The organism is Haloferax volcanii DS2 (genome assembly GCF_000025685.1).
In the GTDB taxonomy this organism is placed as follows: Archaea; Halobacteriota; Halobacteria; order Halobacteriales; family Haloferacaceae; genus Haloferax; species Haloferax volcanii.
In genome coordinates, this window is the sequence record NC_013968.1 from 62,712 (window position 1) to 85,092 (window position 22,381).

The 22,381-nt window shown below is 57.1% G+C and carries 17 protein-coding genes and 3 pseudogenes; 5 read left to right on the plus strand and 15 right to left on the minus strand.

Going from position 1 to position 22,381, the window contains the following annotated elements; translation table 11 throughout:
* Positions 1–85: 85 nt before the first annotated feature.
* Positions 86–765: pseudogene (locus tag HVO_RS19540) on the plus strand (IS6 family transposase).
* A 276-nt stretch (positions 766–1,041) separates the two neighbouring features.
* On the opposite strand, the gene HVO_RS19545 reads toward HVO_RS19540, so the two are convergent.
* Complete coding sequence (locus tag HVO_RS19545; protein ID WP_144064066.1) at positions 1,042–2,220, minus strand: NAD(P)/FAD-dependent oxidoreductase; 1,179 nt, start codon at positions 2,218–2,220, stop codon at positions 1,042–1,044.
* Positions 2,221–2,641: 421 nt separating this feature from the next.
* Between HVO_RS19545 and HVO_RS19550 the strand changes: the two genes are divergently transcribed.
* Positions 2,642–3,466 carry an IS5-like element ISHvo4 family transposase gene (locus tag HVO_RS19550; RefSeq protein WP_013035688.1) on the plus strand — a complete coding sequence of 275 codons (825 nt, stop codon included), beginning with the start codon at positions 2,642–2,644 and terminating at the stop codon, positions 3,464–3,466.
* Positions 3,467–3,687: 221 nt separating this feature from the next.
* On the opposite strand, the gene HVO_RS19555 is transcribed toward HVO_RS19550, so the two are convergent.
* The 5 genes from HVO_RS19555 to HVO_RS19575 form a co-directional block, all read right to left on the minus strand.
* Positions 3,688–4,662 (minus strand): Gfo/Idh/MocA family protein, encoded by a 975-nt coding sequence (locus HVO_RS19555; RefSeq protein WP_013035678.1) that lies wholly within the window; start codon positions 4,660–4,662, stop codon positions 3,688–3,690.
* Between the two features lie 74 nt (positions 4,663–4,736).
* Positions 4,737–6,035 (minus strand): IS4-like element ISHvo13 family transposase, encoded by a 1,299-nt coding sequence (locus HVO_RS19560; protein WP_013035736.1) that lies wholly within the window; start codon positions 6,033–6,035, stop codon positions 4,737–4,739.
* Positions 6,036–6,297: 262 nt separating this feature from the next.
* Complete coding sequence (locus tag HVO_RS19565; RefSeq protein WP_013035670.1) at positions 6,298–7,464, minus strand: ISH3-like element ISH51 family transposase; 1,167 nt, start codon at positions 7,462–7,464, stop codon at positions 6,298–6,300.
* Positions 7,465–7,622: 158 nt separating this feature from the next.
* Positions 7,623–8,516, minus strand: coding sequence for an ABC transporter permease (locus HVO_RS19570; protein WP_013035731.1), 894 nt, complete (start codon positions 8,514–8,516; stop codon positions 7,623–7,625).
* Positions 8,516–9,481 carry an ABC transporter permease gene (locus HVO_RS19575; RefSeq protein WP_004045462.1) on the minus strand — a complete coding sequence of 322 codons (966 nt, stop codon included), beginning with the start codon at positions 9,479–9,481 and terminating at the stop codon, positions 8,516–8,518. The genes HVO_RS19570 and HVO_RS19575 overlap by 1 nt, the downstream gene beginning before the upstream one ends.
* Before the next feature lie 119 nt (positions 9,482–9,600).
* On the opposite strand from HVO_RS19575, the gene HVO_RS19580 reads away from it, so the two are divergent.
* On the plus strand, positions 9,601–11,673 hold the full coding sequence (locus tag HVO_RS19580; protein WP_013035693.1) for a dipeptide ABC transporter ATP-binding protein: 2,073 nt from the start codon (positions 9,601–9,603) through the stop codon (positions 11,671–11,673).
* A gap of 349 nt (positions 11,674–12,022) precedes the next feature.
* Here the strand turns inward: HVO_RS19580 and HVO_RS19585 are convergent, their stop codons facing one another.
* Both HVO_RS19585 and HVO_RS19590 read right to left on the minus strand, forming a co-directional pair.
* Entirely contained in the window at positions 12,023–13,639 is a 1,617-nt protein-coding gene (locus HVO_RS19585) for an ABC transporter substrate-binding protein (RefSeq protein ID WP_236995494.1), read from the minus strand.
* Between the two features lie 446 nt (positions 13,640–14,085).
* Positions 14,086–14,865, minus strand: a complete 780-nt coding sequence (locus tag HVO_RS19590; RefSeq protein ID WP_004971318.1) for an IclR family transcriptional regulator — start codon at positions 14,863–14,865, stop codon at positions 14,086–14,088.
* A 205-nt stretch (positions 14,866–15,070) separates the two neighbouring features.
* Between HVO_RS19590 and solA the strand changes: the two genes are divergently transcribed.
* Complete coding sequence (solA, locus tag HVO_RS19595) at positions 15,071–16,234, plus strand: N-methyl-L-tryptophan oxidase (RefSeq protein ID WP_013035730.1); 1,164 nt, start codon at positions 15,071–15,073, stop codon at positions 16,232–16,234.
* A 186-nt stretch (positions 16,235–16,420) separates the two neighbouring features.
* Here solA and HVO_RS20415 read toward each other — a convergent pair.
* The 4 genes and pseudogenes from HVO_RS20415 to HVO_RS19610 form a co-directional block, all read right to left on the minus strand.
* Positions 16,421–16,766 (minus strand): annotated as a pseudogene (locus HVO_RS20415) (transposase); the annotation flags it as partial.
* Between the two features lie 7 nt (positions 16,767–16,773).
* Positions 16,774–17,067: pseudogene (locus HVO_RS19600) on the minus strand (transposase); the annotation flags it as partial.
* Positions 17,068–17,077: 10 nt separating this feature from the next.
* A complete protein-coding gene (locus HVO_RS19605) occupies positions 17,078–18,181 on the minus strand; it encodes an IS630-like element ISHvo8 family transposase (RefSeq protein WP_013035722.1) in 1,104 nt (367 codons plus the stop codon).
* 378 nt (positions 18,182–18,559) lie between these two features.
* Positions 18,560–19,114, minus strand: a complete 555-nt coding sequence (locus HVO_RS19610) for a hypothetical protein (protein ID WP_013035724.1) — start codon at positions 19,112–19,114, stop codon at positions 18,560–18,562.
* Positions 19,115–19,593: 479 nt separating this feature from the next.
* Between HVO_RS19610 and HVO_RS21380 the strand changes: the two genes are divergently transcribed.
* Entirely contained in the window at positions 19,594–19,914 is a 321-nt protein-coding gene (locus HVO_RS21380) for a hypothetical protein (protein WP_236995495.1), read from the plus strand.
* Between the two features lie 694 nt (positions 19,915–20,608).
* Here the strand turns inward: HVO_RS21380 and HVO_RS19615 are convergent.
* The 3 genes from HVO_RS19615 to HVO_RS19625 are packed head-to-tail and all read right to left on the minus strand — an operon-like array spanning position 20,609 to position 21,581.
* Positions 20,609–20,953 (minus strand): hypothetical protein, encoded by a 345-nt coding sequence (locus HVO_RS19615; RefSeq protein ID WP_013035704.1) that lies wholly within the window; start codon positions 20,951–20,953, stop codon positions 20,609–20,611.
* Entirely contained in the window at positions 20,950–21,144 is a 195-nt protein-coding gene (locus HVO_RS19620; RefSeq protein WP_013035711.1) for a hypothetical protein, read from the minus strand. Before HVO_RS19620 ends, HVO_RS19615 begins: the two co-directional genes overlap by 4 nt.
* Positions 21,141–21,581 (minus strand): hypothetical protein, encoded by a 441-nt coding sequence (locus HVO_RS19625; protein ID WP_013035691.1) that lies wholly within the window; start codon positions 21,579–21,581, stop codon positions 21,141–21,143. The genes HVO_RS19620 and HVO_RS19625 overlap by 4 nt, the downstream gene beginning before the upstream one ends.
* Between the last annotated feature and the right edge of the window lie 800 nt (positions 21,582–22,381).

Genomic DNA, 22,381 nt, shown 5'->3' on the forward strand with positions numbered 1-22,381 from the left:
TCGCTGCTGCGGTTGACACTGCACTTGAGGGCACTGTCTAGTTAAGTCAGTTTGAGAAGCGAGCAGGTCGTTGAGTTAATTTGGGATGAAGCTCGCAGACCTGCTCAGCGAGTGCTTTGAGACGAATTTAGAAGAAACTTGGGAGCGTAAGCGGACGGCGACACCCGTCAGGGTGTTCGCCGTCCAGCTCCACGCGACCGGGTGTTCGCTTAGAGAGACAAAAGAAATTCTTCGATTACTCGGCGTTGAACGGTCTCATCAAGCTGTTTGGCAGTGGGTACATCGACTGGCTGACAGCAGTCACAACCCGCCTGAGGCGAAGCCGAAGCGGATTGCAGTCGACGAAACCGCTGTCAAAATCAATGGCGAGTGGTCTTGGTTGTACGCTGCAATAGACATCGAGACAAAGCTGATTCTCGATGTCGAGTTGTTTGGACGACATGGTACCGATCCGGCTGCTGCGTTTCTCCACTGACTTTCCGAGAAACACGATCTCTCAGAGGCTGTGTTTCTGGTTGATGGCTACGGCTATCAGACTGCCCTCTCTCGGTTAGGATTGAGCGGTCGGCTTGACTACGTCGAGCGAAACCTCATCGAAAATGGTTTCACATCCTCAAAATGCGAGTCGACCGCTTCCATAATTCGTGGGTGGGCAGTCACGGAAGCGTCCGCGAGTTGTTCATACAATTTGCGCAATACTATAACTTTCAACGACCGCATCAAGCGCTCAACGGACGAACGCCGGTTGAGAAAGTCACTAACTAGACAGTGCCCACTTGAGTGACATCTCATTTCCAATATGTGTGATTACTTCTGGTAGGGTCTCCAGTCAGAGACAAGCAGACCAAAAGGCTGATGCCTCTCGACGTCACGGTATCCAAATATCACAGGACTGGTTGAGCTACGTTTCTCAATAAGACCTGACAAAGAACATCTGCTCAGAGACTCCGCTTTCTGACTGGTAAGATTGGATTCCGGGCTTCAATCCCCTCTATGACCAGTGTGTCTATCCGAGGCATTCGCAGTCGGTCGTAGAGGACATCACGAGCGGGGTTCGGTTATCATGGGGAGGTCGTACTCTGGGTCCTCTAGGTCGAAGCGGTCAATGGCGAACCGGTCCAGTGAGAACTCTGTCTCTGTCCCAGTCAAAATCGACTGCACTGCAACGGCGATGACAGGTGCTAGTGACACAGCACCACGACTGCCGTCAGCGACAACCAACCCGTCAACATCGCCGACTTCGTCAATGACGGGTACTTGATCCGGCGTGATGGTGATTCCCTCCGGGCAGTGGTGTTCACCGCCGTCGACGTACTCCAGTCCGCCGTCGAATCCTGTAAAGAGTTGTGGGAGGAGTTCAGCGACTTTCTCTTGTGCCTCCTTTGGGAAGTCCCGGGGAATGCTGTCGAGATCCTCAATCCAATACTCGTCACCGACTAGGAGATCGCCGTCGGCGTTCGGCCCAATAAGCGTCCCGCGGCCGGACGTCGTCGGTACCGACCCGCTGAACGCTGGGTCGCCCCGGACCGCGGCCGCGCAAATGACGAACGGCTGGACGGGAAGATCAGTGAACTCCGCGACCAGCGACTCAGTGTGCGTACCAGCCGCGACGACGACGCTGTCACACTGAACGAGATCGCCGGGAGCCATCGTCACGCCGGTGACGCTGCCAGTTTCCGTCTCGATTCCCGTAACCTCCGTCCCGAACTCGAATTCCGCACCCTTTCGCTCGGCGCGTTCTTTCATCGCCCTGAGATACGGGCGCGGCTTGACGTAGCCCGCCTCGGTGTCGACGATGCCGCCGACGAAGCCTTCGAGGTTTAATACGTCCGGATATGACTCAGCGAGTTCGTCGACATCGAAGTACTCGATTCCGGGGATCTTCTTGACATTCTTACGCATCTTTCGTGTTTCAGGACTGCCAGCCTCATCCTCGTCGACCAGACTGATAAATGGTTGAGCGTGGAACTCGAAATCACCTGTCGCCGACAACTCCTCGAAATAGTCACGGACTTTCACTGCTACGCCTGGAATATGCTCACCTTCAAGGAAGAACCACCAATCCGAGATAAATGCGCTTGCGTTCGCCGACGCGCTCTCTTCGAGTTTACCTTTCTCCAGCACCAGAACGTCGTAGTCGTCTGCGAGATGGTCGGCAGTGCTGCATCCGATGGAACCCGCTCCTATGACGACAACGTCGTAGCTGTTTGCCTGCGGCATACGTTGAGTCATCAGTTGATGAATTTTATTTCTATTGATAGTGGCATTTCCTGCCACCCAAGTACGGACATGCGCTCCACCTGTGAGTGTTTGTAGTACACAAATCTTACCAAGGATACTATCTGATACAGTCCAGGAATCAGTTGGGACAACTGGGCAGTGGATGGGTTTGGGAATCCGATTAGGTCTGTACTACCAGTACTTCACACTCGGTGATGGGATAGAAGCATTATTACCGCAGTATTGTAATTCCCTGTTTGAGATTTACAAGCACTTCTGTTGATCCCACTCAGATGTCGGGAAACAGTTGAGCAGAACTGTCGACACAGTAGTGCTGAAGCTGCTGCTCTGTTGAATAGCGATCTATTCAGCCGATATCACAGGTTTAGAAGGATGAAGCCGAGGAATTCGATTCTTGCCTATGGAAATCGATCTCCTCGACTTCGTTGAGCAGTGTCGTCACCTAGCTAAACAAGCGTTGGGGAAGCACGCGGGCGAGCCCGCCAGCGGCGGGTTCGCCCGCTGGGTCCACGTCGTTCTGCACTGCTTTCGGCTCGAAGAAGGCCACAGCTACCGTGAAACGCCGAATCGGCTGAAGTATATCGCCGAGGTTCGTGACGCACTCGGTTTAGATCGGGACGAGCTGCCGGACTACAGCACGATCTACAAATCGTTCGACCGGCTGAAAATGTGGGTCTGGCGGGCGCTGCTGCGCGTTTCTGCGCAGCAGCACCCGCAGTCTGGCCACGCCGCTCTCGACAGCACGTTCTTCGACCGTCGCCGTGCGTCGTCGTACTTCCGCCAGCGGTCGGGAAGCACCGTACAGACGCTGAAAGTGACGACATTAACTGATGTGGAGTCGCTTGCGGTTCTTGACGTTCACATCACAGCACGGTGGAAGCATGATACGAAGACCGGACCGCAGGTCGTCCGCCGAAACGCGGACGACCTGCAGTCGGTCGCCGCCGACAACGGCTTCCAAGACTGGCACACCGAGTACGAGATCGCTGCATATGACGTTGAGTACCTCGTTCACTACCGTGGATCATCACCGAAAGCAGCTCTGAACAACGCGCTCAACCGGGCAAACGGCTACTCACAGCGCTGGATGGCCGAAACCTCGTACTCGACAGCCAAGCGCTCGCTCGGCGACGCCGTGCGAGCGCTCGGCTGGTATCGGCAGTTCCGTGAAATTGTCTTGATGTTCGCCATCATCAACATAGAATCGCTGTGTGAGCCGCTGTAACCGTGATTCAGCATCTATTCAACAGAGCAGAAGCTGCTGCTCTTATCGCATTCATGTCAAACTCTATTAATATGGGCTCCAGTTCATTTCGGAGTTTGGCCGAAAGAGGTGTCCATCAAAGAATCGCTGAGCGCCGCCGGCTTGCTCGGGGCAGTAATTGAGTTGCGGCCAGTTCAGAGATGGAGAGACGTGGAGCCGATTCGCGCTGTCAGTTCTAGGTTTCAGACTACGGCGATGGGTTCACCACGTGTGTCGCTTCGACGGATGGCGTCGACTAGTTCCATGTTCTGGGTAGCGCGCGTCAAGTCCGTCCGGGGCGTCGTGCCCTGGTCAAAACAGCGCGCAAAGTGGAGGACTTCCTTCTCATAATGGTCGACTGGGTCGAACGTCTCTGTCAGCGAATTACCGTCGATCTCACCCCGAATCGTTGCCCCGACATCCTTTGGCGTGTCGAAGGCGTCTCTGACTTCGATCCAACCATTCGCCGCTTCGACGCGGTAGAACTGGGTGAGTGGCGACTCGAAACTGGACGAGAGCTGTGCCGTCGCGCCCGAGTCGTACTCGAAGATGGCCTTCATGTTCGTGTCCGTCCCGCAGCCGCGGGCGTCAACAAGCGTTCCGTAGATCGATTGGGGTGTCCCGAGCATGGAGCGCACGAGGTCGACAGGATAATAGCCGATGTCCATCAGACTCCCACCCGCCAAGTCGCCGTCGAGACGGATGTCGTCTGTTCGGTTGAGGTGGAAGGAGAATCGCGCGGTGACGGAACTAATCTCCGACAGGTACTCACTGACCAGTTCGAGCGCACGTTCGGTCCGCGGATGGTAGGCGTACATCAGTCCCTCCATGACGAGACAGTCGGTGCCTTTCACGTAGGAGCGGAGGTTGTGGGCCTCGTCGGTATCCGCGGTCAGCGGCTTTTCACAGAGGACGTGTCGACCATTGTTGACGGCCTGTTTCGTCCACTCGGCGTGGAGACCGTTCGGTAGGGGGTTGTAGACGGCGTCGACGTCGCTGTCGGACAGCAGCGACTCGTAGGACTCGTAGACCTCCCTGATGTCACACTTTTCGGCCACCTGCCGCGCCCGAGAGGAGTTCCGAGAGGAGATGGCAGTGACTTCGTGGTCCGTACGTTTGATTCCGGGAATCACGTGTTTGACGCCGATATTCGCCGTGCTCAAGATTCCAAACTTCATATGTGAAGGGTGACAGGTGAGAAACTTAGGCGTACCGGTTCGCCAGTGTATCACATGCTAGCATCTGTGTTCGGTTAAGCTCTAACCTCCGTTCTGAATGCTTCAGCTACTCGTTCGCTGAGTAAGAGGCGTGATTTCTCTGGTTGGCGTGCGTTGCAAAACATGAGCTCAGCCAAGTTCGGCGGTGGATGTCCGAACGACTGGGCTAGATCTTCGAGGATGAGCTGGGCGAAAGACCGGAAGGTCTTCGCCCAGCGTTCTCGTGGAAACATCGTTTCTGGGTGCATCCTCTGAAAGACGCCAAGCAAGGCTCTGCTGACCGTGAGCGTCAGCAGAGCCGCTACCACCAGCAACTCCACGATTGCTGGATTGCTTGTCTGGAACTTCTCCAGCCCGTACATCGATTTCAGCTCACGGAACAGCACTTCTACTTCCCACCGTACACCGTACAACGCTGCGACTTGTTCCGGCGTGAACTCATCTGGGAGGTTCGTGATGTACAGGTGATAGTCGTCGGTGTCCTCGTTGCGGACACCGACGACGCGGAACTCCATCGTCGCACTCGAATGCTTCTCACCGTACGGACGCCGTTTGAAGCTCACCTCGGCGGTTACATCGATAATCTCGCGTGTAAGACCACCGAGAACATCCTGAAGACGACGGTCTGGTAAGGAAATGGCGCGCCCGCGCCATTTCCGACGTGCCTCTGTGATTCGTGGGTTTGCGTTCGTCTTCAGTCGACTCAAAAAGAAGCCGCCGTTCTCCTCGATGAGTGCGAACCGACGATAGCTGTAGAAGCCGAGATCGAACAGCAACAACCGCCCTCGCAGCCAGTTCCCCGTGCGGAACTGGCTGCTCTCGTGGCTTCGTTCGTCGGTGAGTTCGAACCGCTCGATCGTCTGTTTCGTGAGGTTGTGGACGAGATGAAGTTTCGCGCCTGATTGGTCAGGATGCGTCGCTGGAAACTCGCTCAGGAGCCGATGCAACCGGAAAACGGTTGCATCGGCAATCATCACATCGCGGAACTGCTGGAGCTGCGGGGCGAGTGTGTGTGGCACTGCGACCTCCTCGAGCATGCTCTCGAGGAGGTCGCTGAGTAACTGTCCGAGTGCGGGTGTGAACCGATCGTAGAAGCTGGAACGGGAGAGCGTCTGATTGGTCGCTGCGGCGTACGCACGTTGAAACCCCGCGATCGTGCGAGATTCGCCGCCGACGGCGAATCCCAAGATGAGCGTCCAAACGAGGGCAGTAACATCGATTCGACGGTGGCGTTGGACGACATCGCGCTCGCGCGCGATGTCTTCGATAAGCTCTCCTGGAAAGAGCGAAGTGAGCCGCCGTTGAATAAGGTCTGGGGAGAGTTCCTTCAGCACAACCTCTCCCCACGCGTTCTACACCGATAATTTCGTCAACAGAGCGCAGTCTCTCGATTTTGCTTCTTAACCGAACACCAGTACCTCACAAAGCATCCTCGGCTAGCTGTTTCTGAAGCCTGAGTTCTGTGGCGGAGCGGTTGGACTGGCGGTTTCGACGAGAGAATCATGGACGGATCGGCGGAGAGCCGTCGCTGTCGGCGGCGGCTGCCGCCGACGCGACAGCGTCGCCACTCCCACCGTTGGCTAGCCCGGTCGGGAGTTACCGGTGGAACCGGTCGTCTGGTGGTCGGTTCGCGGGGACGGCCCGACGCACCGCGAGGGCCGTCCACGCTGCTCGACGGACCATATTGATGAACTCCTTGAACGACCACTCCCAGAGGCGACGCCCCCCACGGCGGGGCGTCGCCACGTATTCCCAGTGCAAATACCGCCAGACGTTCTGTAACAGCAGGCTCACCACGACGTACAACAGCCGTACGACCGGATTTTGTGTCGAGGTCGTCGCGATACTTTGCTCGGAGAGTCGATAGCTTGCCTCGATACCGAAGCGTTTCGCGTAGTGGTATCGAGCGTCCCGTGGTGAGTCGATGAACGGCGCGTCAGCGGCGTAGCCGTGACGCGCCACCCCATGTTCGTCGTACCGTCCGTTTTGGTAGGTACAGTCGATGTAGACGGGAAACTCGACGGTCCAGCTGTGACCGTCGAGTTTCGCTGTCAGACTGTGCTGAATCACGCGACTCCATCCTTCTGAGAGTTCTCGCTTGATCGTCCGTCCCCAGCGGACGATCGGCATGACGTACGCGTGGTTGTGCGCCTGAAGCAGCGTCAAACACTTGCTGTCGTAGAATTCGCGGTCAAGATAGACGGCCTTGACACCGAGGTCAAGGCCGTCGAGAATACCGAGGAACTCTGCGAGGACACTGCTGGCGGTGTCGCCGTCTTCGAGACGGCGCACCGCCAGCGTGTAGCGTTTGTTCTTCACACGCGCGTAGAGTGTCGCGTACGCGTGGAACGCGGTGGTTCCACGCTTCGCTTGTGAGTGATACAGGCCGTCCGTGTCGTCTTCGTCACCATAGTAGGGCCGCAGGTGGAGGTCTGCGCAGACCTCCACCTGCTGGGGAAGGACGTCGAGAACGTCTTTCTGGAGGAGCATGTTGCCAACCTGTTCGAGCGTTTCTAGATCGAATTTAGTGCGGAGATGGTAGAGAACGGAGTTTTCGTGGGGTGCATCTTCGCTTCTCTCACAGAGCGTTGAGACTGAGGTCCCGTCGGCGCACGCGCCGACGAGGACCTCGTAGATGTCTTCTGCATCGAGTTCAGCGTTTTCAGCGAGTGAGAGAGCAACTTCCTCGTCAAGAGAGTTGACGAGGAAGTTAAGGAGCTGGTCCTCGTGGATTTCATCGTCTGTTTGCTGGTTGTTGGACACATCTTCAGCAAGCAGACGTCTCAACTAACCGGCTTTGTGATGTACTGAACACGGATGCACATGCTAGCTGAGGGTGGTTGACCTCGATAGGTCCGTCAAAAACAAGCGTACGCGAAAAAGCGTTCGAGGAGCGAGACGACGGGTAAGACGACCCCTGTTCAGTCGGAGTGTACCTTGGAGTCCATTACGTCGCGGAGTGCGTCGCCAATCAGATTGAAACCCATGATGGTGAACCCAAGTGCCAAGCTTGGCCACAGCATGAACCAGATCGACGAGTGCAGGTGACTGCGCGAGACGGAAATCATGTAGCCCCAGTCGGGGAACGGTGGCTGCGTACCGAGGCCGAGGAACGAGAGCGATGTCCCGATGAGGATGCCGAAGCCGACACGGATTGACGCCTCAACCAAAATGGGCGAACTAACGTTCGGAAGAATCTCACGGAACGCGATGTGGTAGAGGGATTCTCCGCGCGCCTCCGCGGCCGTGATGTATTCCTCGTTCTTCACTGAGAGGGTACTGCTCCGTGTGATACGCGCAATACCGGGGGTGAAGACGACACCGATGGCAAGGATCGTGTTTACGATGCCGGAGCCCAGTACTGTCACGACGAGCAGGGCCAGCAACAGCGAAGGGATGCTGAGCAATGTGTCCATCAGCCTCATCATCAGCTCATCGAACCGGCCGCCAAGGTAGCCCGAGACGATACCGATGGGGACGCCGAAGACTAGTCCAAACGCAGTCGAAGCGAGTCCGATGATGATACTCGCACGGCCACCGTAGAGTACCCGTGACAGCAGGTCGCGGCCGTAGTCGTCGGTGCCGAGGAGGTACTGTCCACCCGGCCCCGCGAACTTGTCGGCGACGTGGATCGCCGTGGGATCGTATGGTGCAATCAATGGTGCCGCGAGACTCAACACGAGGATGGGTGCGAGAAAGCACACGCTGATGAACCCTTTCCTCGTGGAGAGTAGCCCGAACACGACGCTCGAAACACGACTTGTCAACGGTTCCGTAATCCGTACCGACTCAGTAGTTGATTCGCCAGTTGCCATTATTCTTCCTCACCGTATTCGATTCGCGGATCCAGATAGGTGTACAGCACGTCAGCCGTGAGATTCGAGAAGGCGTACACGATGGCCAGTAGCATGACCGTCACTTGGATCACCGGCAAGTCACGCGCCTGAATCGACCGGACGAGGAGCCTACCGAGACCCGGGAAGGTGAACACCTCTTCCACGACGACGATACTCCCAAGAAGGTAGCCGACGTTCAGCGTGAGCAGGGTGATCGTCGGCAGCAGTCCATTTCTGAGTGCGTGCCGGGAGATAACTTTCGTCTCACTCAATCCCTTAAGCCGCGCCGAGCGCACGTAGTCCTTCCGCAGAACTTCCACGACTTCCGACCGAGTCAGCCGCATTACGTGCGCGGTCAAGATAATTGATAATGTGACGCTTGGCAGTATCAGATGTTTCGCCCACGTGACCACTCCAGAACTCAGCGGCTCGTAGCCACCGTAGGGGAGAATCTGAAAGACCGGCCCGGTGAAGAGCGCAATGAACGCCGTCCCGATGACGAACTCAGGCAAGCTGACACCGGCGTAGCCACCCGCGCTAGCCAAGAGGTCCCAGATAGAGTCCTGCTTGATCGCGGCGAGTACACCTAGTGGTATCGCTGTTACCGTCACGAGAATTGATGTAATTGCTGCAAGTTGTGCCGACCGGACAAGGCGGGGGAAGATGAGTTTCGCGACCTCCTGACGATTTGAAAAGCTGATCCCCCAGTCGCCGGTCACAAACCCGACCAACCAATCAAAATACTGGACGTACCACGCGCGGTTCAACCCGAGTTGCTGCTCAATGGCGGCTATGCTTTCTTCTGTCGCCTGCTTGCCCAAGATCATGACTGCCGCGTTACCCGGCAGCAGTTGCGTGATGGCGAAGATAATCAGGGAGATTAACAGGAGGGTCACCCCGATATACCCCATCCGCTTGACTAGGTATGCGCTAAATGCGGACATGCTACATGAGTTCAACCCTCACATACTATCTTATATCTTTCCCCCTATGAATCTCATAGGCCGTCACCGGACACTGTGAGAAACATATTTGTATGAGACTGTACACAATAAGCGTAAGAATGAGTGTTGTTAGTGAGACTCATACTAGTCAAGACGGCCGTTCAGTGCTTTCCGTCGATGATCTGTCCGTCGAGTATCGAACCGACGACGGGGCGGTTAAGGCGGTTCGCAACGTTTCGCTCCATATCGAACCCGGCGAGACGCTCGGTATCGCCGGCGAAAGTGGGAGCGGCAAGAGTACGCTCGCACTCGCAATACTCCGGTATCTGGAGGGAAACGGCCGAATCACGGGTGGAACAATCGAGTACGACGGGCGACCCGTCCTTGATCTCTCCTCACGGGAACTCAGAGAACTCCGGGGGAACGAGATCGCTCACGTTCCGCAGGACCCAAACACGGCACTGAACCCGAGCATGACGGTCGGCGACCAGATTTCGGAGGTTGTCCGGACCCACCGCGATGTCTCGCGGTCGGAGGCAATGGAACAGACGTACGAAGTACTTCACGAGGTCAATCTCCCGGACCCGAAGACGAACGCCTCACAGTATCCGCACGAACTTTCCGGCGGCCAACAGCAGCGTGTCCTTCTGGCCATCGCCTTGGCGTGCCAACCGAAACTTCTCATCCTCGACGAACCGACGACCGGACTGGACGTTACTACGCAGGCAAAAATTCTCGACCTCATCGACGATCTCATCGAGGAACGGGACACAAGCGTCCTGCTCATCACGCACAACCTCGGCGTGATTAATCAAATCGCCGATCGGGTTGGCATCATGTACGCCGGCGAGATCATGGAGGTGGGAGCGACGGACGAGGTGTTCCGTTCACCGACGAACCCCTATACCCAGGGGTTGCTCGCGTCGCTACCGCAGGGAGAGGACCGCCGTCTAAAGCCGATCCCAGGCCAGATCGGCGATCTACGGACAATCCCGGACGGCTGCGTCTTCGCCGATCGGTGTGAGTTCGCTACTGACGAATGTCGAGAGGGTTCCGTCGAGAAGGTGAGCGTCGACGGTAACCCATCACATATGACCCGATGTCGGCGGTGGAAGCATGCGGTGGCGAACCCCATCCAAGCGGACACCCAGACGCTTGAACGCGGGGAAGGGTCGGAACGGCCGACACTCATCAAAGCGCAGAACGTCACGAAATATTTCGGCGAGAGTTCGTTCCTTGACCGCGTGTTCGACGGTGAGCCACCGGTCAAGGCCGTTGACGGTGTGGACCTACACGTCCGCGAGGCGGAGACGCTCGGTGTCGTCGGCGAGTCCGGTTGTGGAAAGAGTACCTTGGGGTCGGTACTACTGAACCTCCTCCCGTCCACAGACGGGAAGATCTCCTTCCGGGAGACGACGTTCGATGAGATGGAAGACAGTGACTGGAAGGAGTTCCGTTCAGAGTGTCAGGTAGTGTTCCAGAACCCGCATTCAAGTCTAAACCCGAAGCATACAGTCGGGGAGGCGATAAAGCGGCCACTAGAGCTGTTCACCGATCAGTCCGAGGACGAACAGCGCGAGCGTGTCGCCGAACTCCTGACACGGGTCGGTCTCCAGCCGAGCTACGCAAACCGCTACCCGCGGGACCTCTCCGGGGGAGAGAAGCAGCGCGTTGCCATTGCCCGCGCATTCTCGGTCAACCCCTCGTTCGTCGTGCTCGATGAACCCGTCTCAGCGCTTGACGTAAGCGTCCAAGCAAGTATCCTCAACCTGTTGACCGAACTCCAGGAAGAGTACGGTACCTCCTATCTTCTCATCAGCCACGACTTCAGCGTCGTTAACTACATCAGTGACCGGATAGCCGTCATGTATCTCGGCAACTTCGTTGAGGTTGGCTCGACTGAGTCGGTCTTCGACCCCCCCTTCCACCCGTATACGCGCGCGCTGCTGTCAAATATTCCGTCAGCGGACCCGAGCGTGGAACGAGAGCGGATCTACCTCGAAGGCGACGTTCCGAGCGCGCGGGACCCACCGTCGGGCTGTCCGTTCCGAACCCGGTGTCCGCAGAAGATCGGTGATGTTTGTGAACGGGACGTCCCGACGCTCGAAGCCGTCAACCCTGACGACCCGAATCACTTGGTCTCGTGTCATCTCGACAGCGAAGAGATGACGCCGACTGAGGACCTGCTGTAACCCGTGTCTCTGCTATAAAACTCGTCGACAAACCATTTCATTCTCCGATCATCAACTGTTGCGGAGGCGGTGCCACCGTGAGATACAACACCTGGTTGACGTGACAGAAATTGTGTGCTATCGCTGGTTGGAACAGGGTCCGCCACTTCGCTTAGTGGGATTGCATCGGAAGAAACGTTGCGCGGTGACTTGACGCGAAGGGCCGCGTCGCGCTCTGGGGGCCGTGTGTCGGTTCGACTCGGTTCGAACCTGCTCATGGTTCGTTAATTGCCATGACCGCACGCAGAGTCTGCGCGGTGTAGATGTCGGTTTCGGTGCTCGTCAGACGGTGTCCTCTCGCGAACTTCGATTACTTTGTCGGCGCGTCCGAGCCGAGTGCGTACTCATCTGGGTAGATCTGGTAGGCGAGTGGGTTAAGATTGTACTTCTCGACATAGTTCTTCGAGGCCCCGATGGTGTCGATGTAGAACGATATCGCGTACGGTCCCTCGTCGCGCACGAGCTTCTGCGCAGTCTGCATGTACTGCTGTTTCTGGTCTACATCGGTCTCCGCGATGGCCTTGTCGATGACCTCGTCGAACTCTTCGTTCGACCAGTCAGACTCACCGTTCCAGTTGCCCTCCGAGTGCAGCATGAGCTTCATGAAATTCGCTCCGCTGATACGCATCCCGTAGGCACCGACGTAGAAAGGTGACTTCTTCCAGACTGTCGCACTCCAGTTGCCATAGCTCATCGTCTCCAATTCGAACTCAATACCGGCTTCTTTAAGTTGCTCTTGCATCAGCACAGCGGTCCCCCGCATATGTGGGATATTGCTAGCTGTCTGGAGCGTGAGGTCGAATTCCTCGGTGAGGTTAATGCCATCGGGGTAACCTGCCTCCGCGAGCAGTTCCTTCGCCTTCTCGAGGTCGCGCTCGGGTGCGCCGATATCCGAGTAGTACTCGTATGCCGGCGATAGCAGCGAGTCCTGACCGATGGTCCCGAGACCATCCTGAACCGCGTTCAGGATCGCCTCGCGGTCGATGGCGTGCTTGACCGCTTGACGGACCCGTGGGTCGGACCACGGCTCAACGCTCACGTTCATCACGAAGTTCGCAATCTCGCCGCCTGGTGTCCGGTGGGCAGTCACGCTGTCAAGACTTTGGAGCAGTCCCCACTGACCGTAGCCGGGCTGCCAGATGATGTCGATATCACCTGATCGTAGCGCATTGACTTGGTTGCTCTTCTCGGGAATGGTGATCTGGCTGATACGGTCGATGTACGGGAGCGACTCACCATCGTCACCTGTTCGGTAGTAATCGTCGTACGCGACCCCAACAAGCTGATCGCCCGGAGCGAACGACTCCAGCGTGAAGGCACCTGACCCGTGTTCTTCGGTCCCGAGTGCTTGGCGCTTCTTGGCGTCGGTGACGATGTCCTCCGGGACGATAGAACCCCAACCCTTCGAGACGAGCTTATGGAAGTCGGAGTTTTGGGTCCCAAGGGTGAATTTGACCGTACGCTTGTCGACAGCCTCGACCTGCTGGATATCGCCCATCGTCCCCATGCCGGGGCTCCCGACTTCCTCGTCGTATACCGTATCGAACGTCGCTTTCACGTCGGCGGCGGTCACCGGACTTCCGTCGTGGAACGTTGCCTCACGCAGCGTGAACGTCCACTCGTCGGAGGCATCGTTCGACGACCAGTCCTCTGCCAAGTCGCCGTACGGTTCGAGGTTAGAGTCGACGCGGGTGAGCGTGGAGTAGAACAGCTTCACACCCCACCGTTGGGGGAACTTCGACTGCATCATGACCGGGTTGATGGTCGTCGTCTCCGGCGTGATGGCGATCCGGAGATGGCCACCGCGTAGGTTGCCGGAACTTGATTCGGACGACGAGTCGGTGTCCTGATCCGAGTCCGAATCCGAAGACGTCCCCAGCGTTCCCTCTTGGTTCGAGCCACCTGTGCAGCCGGCGATTCCTGTCACAGCACTTCCACCGAGCAGTCCTAGGTACCGCCGTCTATCAAGCGCAGTATCCGAATCCATTGCTAACTCATATTGCATTGCACGTCAAAGACTAACATGCATATTAATAAATATTTTGGTGGTCGGGAATTCAGCCGTTCCATAGAGACGAGAGCGGTTCAAACCCGAGCGACCTGGTCGCACCACCGAAATCGTTGACGTCCTCAAATCTTATGCGCGCAAGGCCGAAGTCCAGTCACAAGAAAGGTGTTCACCCTCTGGTGTACCAGTGATTTGCAGTACGCAAATCGGATTGCGACAGCAATGCCACAGATCATTACATCCATACGCCTGTAATAGATACGCTAGTGAGGTACACCAGTGCCGGCACCTCGCGTTTATGTGTCACAGAAACGCGGACACGAACATCGAAAACGACTATGTTTGTCATCTACAAATGTCATGTACTATTGGTTTTGAAGCGTAGTGATGTTCACACTGATGATGTTGGCAGCCTCCAGCACTTGCTCGCTCAGTTCGTCGTGGAGACGGTCGAACGTGAATCGACTCTTCGGTCCCGAGATGCTAATCGCCCCGTAGAGAGCCTTATTGTTCTCGATGGGCGCGCCAATGGCGCGCGTTCCGATGATCTCCTCCTGATCGTTGATGGCGTAGCCTTGTTCCCGTATGGTCTCGAACTCATCAAACAGTTTGTCGGGGTCAGTGATGGTATTCTCGTTCATTGATGGCAACCCCTGTTCTTCGACGACCCGCCGCGCCTCCTCAGGCGGGAGATGTGCTAAATACGCCTTACCCGTGGAACCCCAGTGGAGATAGTCGTGTTTTTTGAGCTTCATGTTGTTGAAGTCCTGCGAGATACCCCTCTCGCCGCGTGCCTTGTGCAGGAAGACGCCACGGCCGTGTTCGCAGGTCATCAGGTGCGCGAACTCGCCAGTCTCCTCCGCGAGGTTCTCCGTAACCTCCTTTCCGGCTCGGTATAGGATGTTGTTGTCGATGACGTGTCGTCCCTTGTTGACGAACTTCATTCCCAGTTCGTACTGCCCGTTGTCTTTGACTAGATAACCCTCTTCGTGCAGCGTCGCCAGATGGTTGTAGGCACCGCCGGGCGAGATGTCCAGTGTCTCGGCGACCTCAGTAACGGTGGCTCCACCGTTCTCCTCCAAAACGTCGATGACGCTGCAGGTGGTCTCGACCGTCTTCAGTGTCCGGGGCGAACTGTTTCTCATGTCTGCGATATGTTTAGAAGCCAATTCACATATTCTTTTTGCAGGATACAAACGAGCGACAAGCGAGAAAGCCCTGACGGGCCGCAACGGATCGCATTGAGACGCGATGGGCTGTTCGACCACCCCGGAGATGGAGAGCCACGACGAACCAGTCATATTCACCTAATGCCATGGCTTTAACACTATCCTTCTGCAACGACTGACTATGCGATCGAGCAGTACACAGTACGACGTCATAGTCATGGGTGTCGGCGGTATCGGTAGTGCAGCCGTCTACCATCTAGCACGACGAGGACTCGATGTCTTAGGGTTAGACCAGTACAATATCCCGAACTCCATCGGCTCATCACACGGTGACTCGCGGTTGATCCGGCTGACGAACCACGAGGACCCCGAGTACGTCCCACACGTTCGGCGGTCAATCTCTCTGTGGGAGTCCCTAGAAGAGGAGTACGGCGAACAGCTTCTCCACCGCACAGGGACAGTCGACGCCGGCCCAGCTGACAGCGAGACTGTGCGAGGATCCCTCAAGGCTTGTACGGACTACGACCTGCCGTATGAGCATCTCTCCGCCGGGGAGTTGTCGGAGAAGTTCCCCGGCTTCGAACTCCCTCAAGAGTTCGAGGCGGTCTACCAACCAGACGGAGGGTTCATCAACCCCACCAAGTGCGTCCAGGCACACGTGGAACTCGCCCAGGAACACGGTGCGACCACGCACGCCCACGAGACAGTGGTCGACTGGGAGTCAACGGCGAACAGCGTCACCGTCGAGACGGACCGGACGACCTACGAGGCTAACCACGTCGTCGTCACGGCCGGCGCGTGGACGCAGTTGCTCGTCGAGGAACTGGAAGAGACATTGACGCCTTGGCGAGTTATCGTCGGCGGTTTCCAGCCGGAGAATCGAAGCCAGTTCACGGCCGACTCTTTCCCCGTCTTCTCTATCGAGGACGAACAACAGAGCTACTACGGAGGTCCTGCAGCGGGGACATCGGGGTTCAAATTCGGCCTCGTTGACAACCTAGAGGATGTTGCGGACCCGAACGACTTCGACCCCCGGCCAACTGAGAAGGAGCGCGAGCGGTTGCGGACAGTACTCCACGAGAACGCTCAACGGTACTTCCCTGAAGGGGCGAAGAGTATCAAGCGGCTGAAGACCTGCATGGTCACGCACACGCCGGACCAAGACTTCATCGTCGACTATCTACCGTCAGATCCCAACGTCGTCGTCGGTGCAGGATTCTCCGGAAAGGGCTTCAAGTTTAGCTGCCTCATGGGTGAGCTGCTGGCGGATCTCGTGACTGAGAGTGACTCGGCTGTCGACATCGACCTGTTCGACATCGATCGGTTTCAAACTATGCCCCGGTAAGCTGGCGCATTGACCCGTGCTTGCGTACCAGCCAGCTCTGACGATTGCTGTCAGTCATGCTACAGAGATCTACTGTGAGATCTGTGAGCCGTGCTACTCCGGGACGTACCGGTCACTGGAGAGAGACAATACTGCGCTGGTAGTGTTCAGGTAAGTGGATTCCATGTGAAGGCGAATGGAGTAATACTAGAAGTAATCACTCACCTCCGAGGACAGTGAGTTGGTCAACAACGGTGTCGATCGCTGTTGTTAGCTCGTCAAGCGAGTCAAGGAAGCGGTTACTAAGTGCCTTTTGCAGTTGTCTCCAGCATTCTTCGACCGGATTCAACTCCGCTGAATACGAGGGTAGCGTTACGAAGGCGAGGTCGTCACGGGCCGCCAGGTTCGTGACGGGCGACGCCTAGAAATACGGCGCTCCATCCAGCACCACGAGTAAGTCATCTTCAAATTCGTTACATAGTGCTAAAATGAAATGTTTCGCGTGTTCGGCGGTAACGTACTCTTCGAATCGCGAGAAGAAGCGATCACCGTCATAGTGGCTAGCGTAACTTTTGAAGATAGTCACCGAGGTAATTGTCGATCCAAGAGGCTGCGAAGCTCAGCTTGGTCGTGAGTTGCTCAAAGAGCTTGGTGAGGAGAGCGTGGTATTCTGCCGCGCTCTCCACGATCAACGGCGACGCTTCCCATTTCAAGCTCTTCCAGACCTGCTCGATTGGATTCAAATCCGGTGAGCCAACCGGCAGAAACACGAGATCGATCCCTAGTTGATGGGCTCGCTTGCGCGTATACTCGCACACGTGTGACGAAAAGTTATCCAACACGAGTAGAATCCGGGCATAGTGCCTAGCGTAACTTTTGAAGATAGTTACCGAGGTGATTGTCAATCCAAGAAGCTGCGAAGCTCAGCTTGGTAGTGAGTTGCTCAAAGAGCCTGGTGAGGAGAGCGCGGTATTCTGCCGCGCTCTCCACAATCAGCGGCGAGGCTTCCCATTTAAGGCTCTTCCAGACCTGTTCGATTGGATTGAGATCGGGCGAGCCAACTGGGAGAAACACCAGATCAATCCCAAGTTGGTGTGCTCGCTTGCGCGTGTACTCACACACGTGCGACGAGAAGTTGTCCAACACGAGCAGAATCCGGCCGCCCGGATTCTGCTCGCGGACTCCTTCGAGACATTCGCAAATCCGCTCTTTCTCTTGAGTGCTCGGAAACTGCAGCACACTCTCACCGGAGACCGCATAGAACCCGACCGCTGGTTCGTCTAACTTCACCAGCGGTCGGGTGATGTGCGGATCATCCACGGTGTAGAGCCGCTGTGAGTTATCCCACGGTTGTGGATGAGATGTGTCGAGAAATCCAAGGACGGTCCCACCGTCCGTTCGGATTTCTTCGTCAACAACCCAGCCTTCGTCGTCATCTCCATCGCGTTTGTTGTGTGGCTCACCAGACTCCTCGTCGAACGCGTCGGCGACGCGTTCGTCGAGAATCTCTTCGGCGTTTTCAGGCCGTGATGGACGCTTAGTCCGCGGAATTGCGTAGGAGAGACCGAGCTTTTCGAGGAAGGTACTCAGGTAGACCGGATGAAATTCGACGTCGAATTCTTGCTTGATAAGATGCTGTATTTCTTGTTTCTTCCAGGGCTGACCCTCACGGAGAAGTTCCAAGAGATGCTGTTGTTGTTTTTCGTCGAGCTTCGGGGGCCTGCCGCCCCCGAAGTTCGGCATCAGAAGGCCGAGACCGCCTTTGTTCCATCGGCGTGCCCACCGAGTACCAGTAGCGGAGGACCTGCCGACGTCGTCGGCAGCGTCCTCCAAAGTTGCGCCCTTGTAAACTCGTTTGATGAAGATAAGCCGCTCAGTGAGTTTCTGGTCAGTAGACTCCATAAGGAGTCGGTCGAGATCGTCCTCACTGAGGTGACGGACGATCTCTTTGCGGCGATCTCCAGACATACTCACACATCAGATTCCAGCTTCATAACTTCCCCTAAGCACTACGCTCGCGCAACTCATCAGAGGGAAACGCTCTTTGAATCCGGTCAACTATGACCGAATCCGGTGGGCTGTAGGTCATACTTCCCACCGGGTTCCTCAATCAGGTAGTTGCGACGATATCAAATCAACAGACAGCAACTGGATTCTTCGTTAAACTAGAACGGATGGTTGTGGCACATTTGATTTTATCAACGACGCATTTCACGATGGGTTCACGAAGTTCTCGGTAGTTTCAACAAGGCAAGCAACAGCATTTGCTTTTTTGTCGTCCGGTTGGTGTCAAAGCTGTCTCTCGCAACGGTCGTCAAGGTCGAGAAATAAGTGAGTGGCGAACACCTACTCGTCGATCATCTCGCGGAGACGTATCGTACGTTCGTTCAGCGTCTCCAACGCTTGAGAATGACCCTCAACTTCAGACTCTAACGCTGACGTTCTATCTTCCAAACTTGAAAGCCGGGACACCACCTCATCAAGGTCCTCAACAACCATTGATAGCTGGTCCCCACCGTCGCTGTCCTGCTCGTCTGCGAGGTCGTCAACGCGGTCGTGCAGATGGCTGAGCGCCGTCGACAAGTCCGACACCTCGTGCCGTAGGTCAGCCACATCCCCCTCGGAAACGCCAACTCGTACTTCGGTCTGGTCGTCGAGGTCACGAGCGACGCGCTCACCTTCGGCGGTCAGCGCATACACGTTCGCAGGAATCGGAGCGCCGACGTCCTCCTCACCCACCTTCTCAATCAGCCCCATCTCCGCCAGCGACCGCGCCTGTTTGCCGAGGTTCGAGGTCGTCATCTCACCTATCGATCTCTTGATATTAGATGTATTTCCCCGCCCACCACGCTCGTCGAGAGCCGACAGAATTTCCCGCTGAGTTTCGTTCAACTGCTCCATATCCAACACGAAACACGCCACCTACAAAATCATATTCCCTATGGAACGCCTTACGGAACAAGCGGCGCGAGGAAACAATGGCCTATGCGAACCAAACCACGCCAAGCGGCGACCGGAGGGGCAGGCAGGCCGAGCGTACGAGAACGACCAGAGAGCGAGCGACGACGAGAGGCGACACCAGTCACATCACAAAACAGAGAAGACACCCGATAGAGCGACGATAAAGACACCGGGGGGAACGTCACGAACCCCCCGGCAGTGACGCGGTCAGCGTCACCATGACACCGGGCACGGCGACGAGACTGGGACGTCGCAATGAGGGGAGAAACAGCAGCCACGGCAGAAGCGACCACGTCGAAAACGACACAGGACCGTGGCGGCGAAAGGAGTGACGACCAGGACAACGCCAGCGGCGACCGAAAAGTGAGCGAAACGCGACCAGAACTCTGAGCCCGCGAACAGCGACCAATGGCGACCACGTGACGAGCGACGACGACGACGGTGACGGGGGCGACCGTGATAGAGAACTCCGTCGACGACGATTTACAAAACGAACCAGCGGCCGACACCCTACGACAGTAACGACGTCGAGAGCTAACGTGGCGCCACAGAATGAGTGTGGACTGTGGTTCCGACGGCGGAACCCCAAGAGAAACGAGAGCGAAACAGCGGTCCAGATGTTGGAGGCAATGACCGTGGGGACACCGGCCTGCAAATGCGAGGACGAGTATCCGGTGGTGGTGAGCGAGCAGCGACGAGAACTGGCCTCACAGCGCCGCCAGTCATCTTCCGAGACGTGAACAAAGATGGGCCTGCCAGCAATGCAAACGTACCTGAGTGCAACTGTGAGCGATGGCGAGTGAACTCCCGGCCTATCGACGCCGATATCTCGAGTTCGATGACGATCCCGATGCCGGAGAGGCGAAGACGGGGACTGCAGAAGCGACGCCCCAATTGGACATATACGCTCACATATATGTCCACATATACGTTGACGGTGAACGCGAAACGTGAGACGAGACGAGACGAGACGTGGAACCCCAGCTGTACGCCTCAACCATCAAGACTGCTGGTGACGATGGCCGGTGAACTCCCGCTCCGAGGGAGCGAGCGGATATCCCAAGCGAGCGACTGAGCGCGGTGCGGTGTTTCTGACGACGAGGCCAGGCCTCCATGTGCTGCTTGTCGAACTGGTGGGTGTCCGTGTGAGCGATGCCCGCGTGGTGTCTGGCCTGTCGACGACCGTCTGGTGTCCGTGTGAGCGATGCCCGCGTGGTGTCCGGCCTGTCGACGACCGTCTGGTGTCCGACCTGTCGATGGCAGGTTCAGAGTTCAACGTGCGGTGCTGTTGCGTACGGCAGTCGCTTTGGGGGTTCGCGCCGACTCGCACCAGTATCGGTCGGTTTGGCGAGTTTTGAACCGAATACGTCGCATATACACATTCGTATATCCGGGGTAAGTGGCCGCTGTCGTCAAAAAGGAGCGGTTAGAGGGCTATTCGCGCAGTTCGGTGACTCCGCCGTCGAACTCGTCGAGCGTGACCCACGACTTGCCGCGCCGGAGTTGCGTCAGGATGGTCGTCGTACCGTGGCCGTCGGCCATGAAGTGAGCCTGCTCGTCAGGGATGTGGACACGGAGGACGTAGTCGTTCCGGGGCGAGAGGCCGTTCGGTTCGTCGATGCGTCGGACGGTTCCGAGGACGGGGAAGCCGTCGCGGAACGCGCCGCCGCCTTCGACCATGTGAATGACGACCTCGTCGCCCGTGTCGGCGGGGGCGGCCTCGTGCGCTCGGTAGGCGCTCGGGTGTCGAGTCGGGTCGGGGTAGTCGCCCGCCATCATGCGTCACCTCCGACGTCGACGACAGGGTGGTCACGGGCGACTCGTGGCCCCTCGCGACAGCTGGCGCACCGCATCTGCGGGTAGTTCTTCCCGTCGCCGTCCTCGCTGACGTCGACCCACACTTTCACGAGGTCGTCGCGTTCATCACCGCACGCATCGCATCGGCCCTGACGGTAGGGTGCGTCGCTCATCGGTCCACCTCCGCAACGCTGACGCCGACCATCTCTGCGACGGCGCACATCTGCCCGAACAGGTCTTCGCTCGCGTCGCACGTCGCGTTGGCGTGGACGACCATCTCGGTGGCAATCTCGTCGTGAAGGTCGAACACGTCGCGAGCGCCGCGTTGTCCCGCGCACTTCGCCGTCGCGACGTGGGCGACGATGAGGCGAGCGGCGAGATCAACACCGAGCGCAAAGTCGGTCGTGGTCGCGAGTCCCGCCGCATTCAGGGCACAGCGTTCGTGGTCGACGCGGGTGCGAAGCGTCTTGAACGCGCGATGCTCGTTGTGCGTGAGGTCGTCGGCGTGCAGCGAGAGGAACTCATCGACTGCGTGGAGGTGGTCGGTGAGGTCGTTCCGTTCTTCGCCGTGCAGTACGACGTGAGTCGAGCCGCTGTTGTCTGCTACCATCACGTCTACTACTTACATCCCCACACACTTAGTAATAACGCCATAGCGTAATTAGAGACGACAGATACAGTCGTTCTGCCGAACAGCGCACCAAAGACGCCACTCGTGAGGTCGGTAGAACGGTGCTGTTGACTCGCCTGCTCGGTTAATAACTCAGACACCACCGTGTCGAGTGTGTCGTGTGGTGGGGGAGTCGTGTCGAGTGGATGAGTCGATTGTCGTGGAAACCGCATGACGGCAGTCGGATTGGACGAACACCAACACACACACACCGCGTGTCGAGTGGCTAGGGGGAAAACGGGGTCGGGGGTCTGACGAGAGTCTATATATCAGCAATACCTTTACATGACAGTAGATATAACAGTAACCGTACTGGGAACAAAACACGTATAATTACGGTTGTTGTAGTAGTGAATTATTAACAACCGAGCTTCCGCGTCGCGTGGTTGACCCGACCCACTCGACATACGGTGTGTGTGTGTCCATTCCGACCGTGATTCCAACACTGTCTTGCGATCTTCACCTTTTTTCTGCCGACCCACTCGACACACCACCCGTGCCACTCGACACACTCGTCACGGCAGTCCCCTGCACTCGACGCACTCGACACGGTGGTGTGTCCATTCGACGCACTCGACACGGTGGTGTTCCCCTGCACTCGTCACACCCGACATGGTGGTGTCCTCACTCGACGCACTCGACACGGTGGTGTAGGTATTCGACACACTCGACATGAGGGTGTCCACTTGACGCACTCGACACGGGGGACCGCCCACTAGACACACTCGACACGATGGTGT

What these genes read in the sequence shown, in the direction of transcription:
- HVO_RS19575 (WP_004045462.1), bottom strand. Translation starts at nt 9,481, where the DNA reads ATGTCCGCATTTAGCGCATACCTAGTCAAGCGGATGGGGTATATCGGG.
- HVO_RS19590 (WP_004971318.1), bottom strand. Translation starts at nt 14,865, where the DNA reads ATGAGAAACAGTTCGCCCCGGACACTGAAGACGGTCGAGACCACCTGC.
- HVO_RS19615 (WP_013035704.1), bottom strand. Translation starts at nt 20,953, where the DNA reads ATGATGGCGGGCGACTACCCCGACCCGACTCGACACCCGAGCGCCTAC.
- HVO_RS19555 (WP_013035678.1), bottom strand. Translation starts at nt 4,662, where the DNA reads ATGAAGTTTGGAATCTTGAGCACGGCGAATATCGGCGTCAAACACGTG.
- HVO_RS19550 (WP_013035688.1), top strand. Translation starts at nt 2,642, where the DNA reads ATGGAAATCGATCTCCTCGACTTCGTTGAGCAGTGTCGTCACCTAGCT.
- HVO_RS19605 (WP_013035722.1), bottom strand. Translation starts at nt 18,181, where the DNA reads ATGTCTGGAGATCGCCGCAAAGAGATCGTCCGTCACCTCAGTGAGGAC.
- solA (WP_013035730.1), top strand. Translation starts at nt 15,071, where the DNA reads ATGCGATCGAGCAGTACACAGTACGACGTCATAGTCATGGGTGTCGGC.
- HVO_RS19580 (WP_013035693.1), top strand. Translation starts at nt 9,601, where the DNA reads ATGAGTGTTGTTAGTGAGACTCATACTAGTCAAGACGGCCGTTCAGTG.
- HVO_RS19625 (WP_013035691.1), bottom strand. Translation starts at nt 21,581, where the DNA reads ATGGTAGCAGACAACAGCGGCTCGACTCACGTCGTACTGCACGGCGAA.
- HVO_RS19570 (WP_013035731.1), bottom strand. Translation starts at nt 8,516, where the DNA reads ATGGCAACTGGCGAATCAACTACTGAGTCGGTACGGATTACGGAACCG.
- HVO_RS19610 (WP_013035724.1), bottom strand. Translation starts at nt 19,114, where the DNA reads ATGGAGCAGTTGAACGAAACTCAGCGGGAAATTCTGTCGGCTCTCGAC.
- HVO_RS19620 (WP_013035711.1), bottom strand. Translation starts at nt 21,144, where the DNA reads ATGAGCGACGCACCCTACCGTCAGGGCCGATGCGATGCGTGCGGTGAT.
- HVO_RS19545 (WP_144064066.1), bottom strand. Translation starts at nt 2,220, where the DNA reads ATGCCGCAGGCAAACAGCTACGACGTTGTCGTCATAGGAGCGGGTTCC.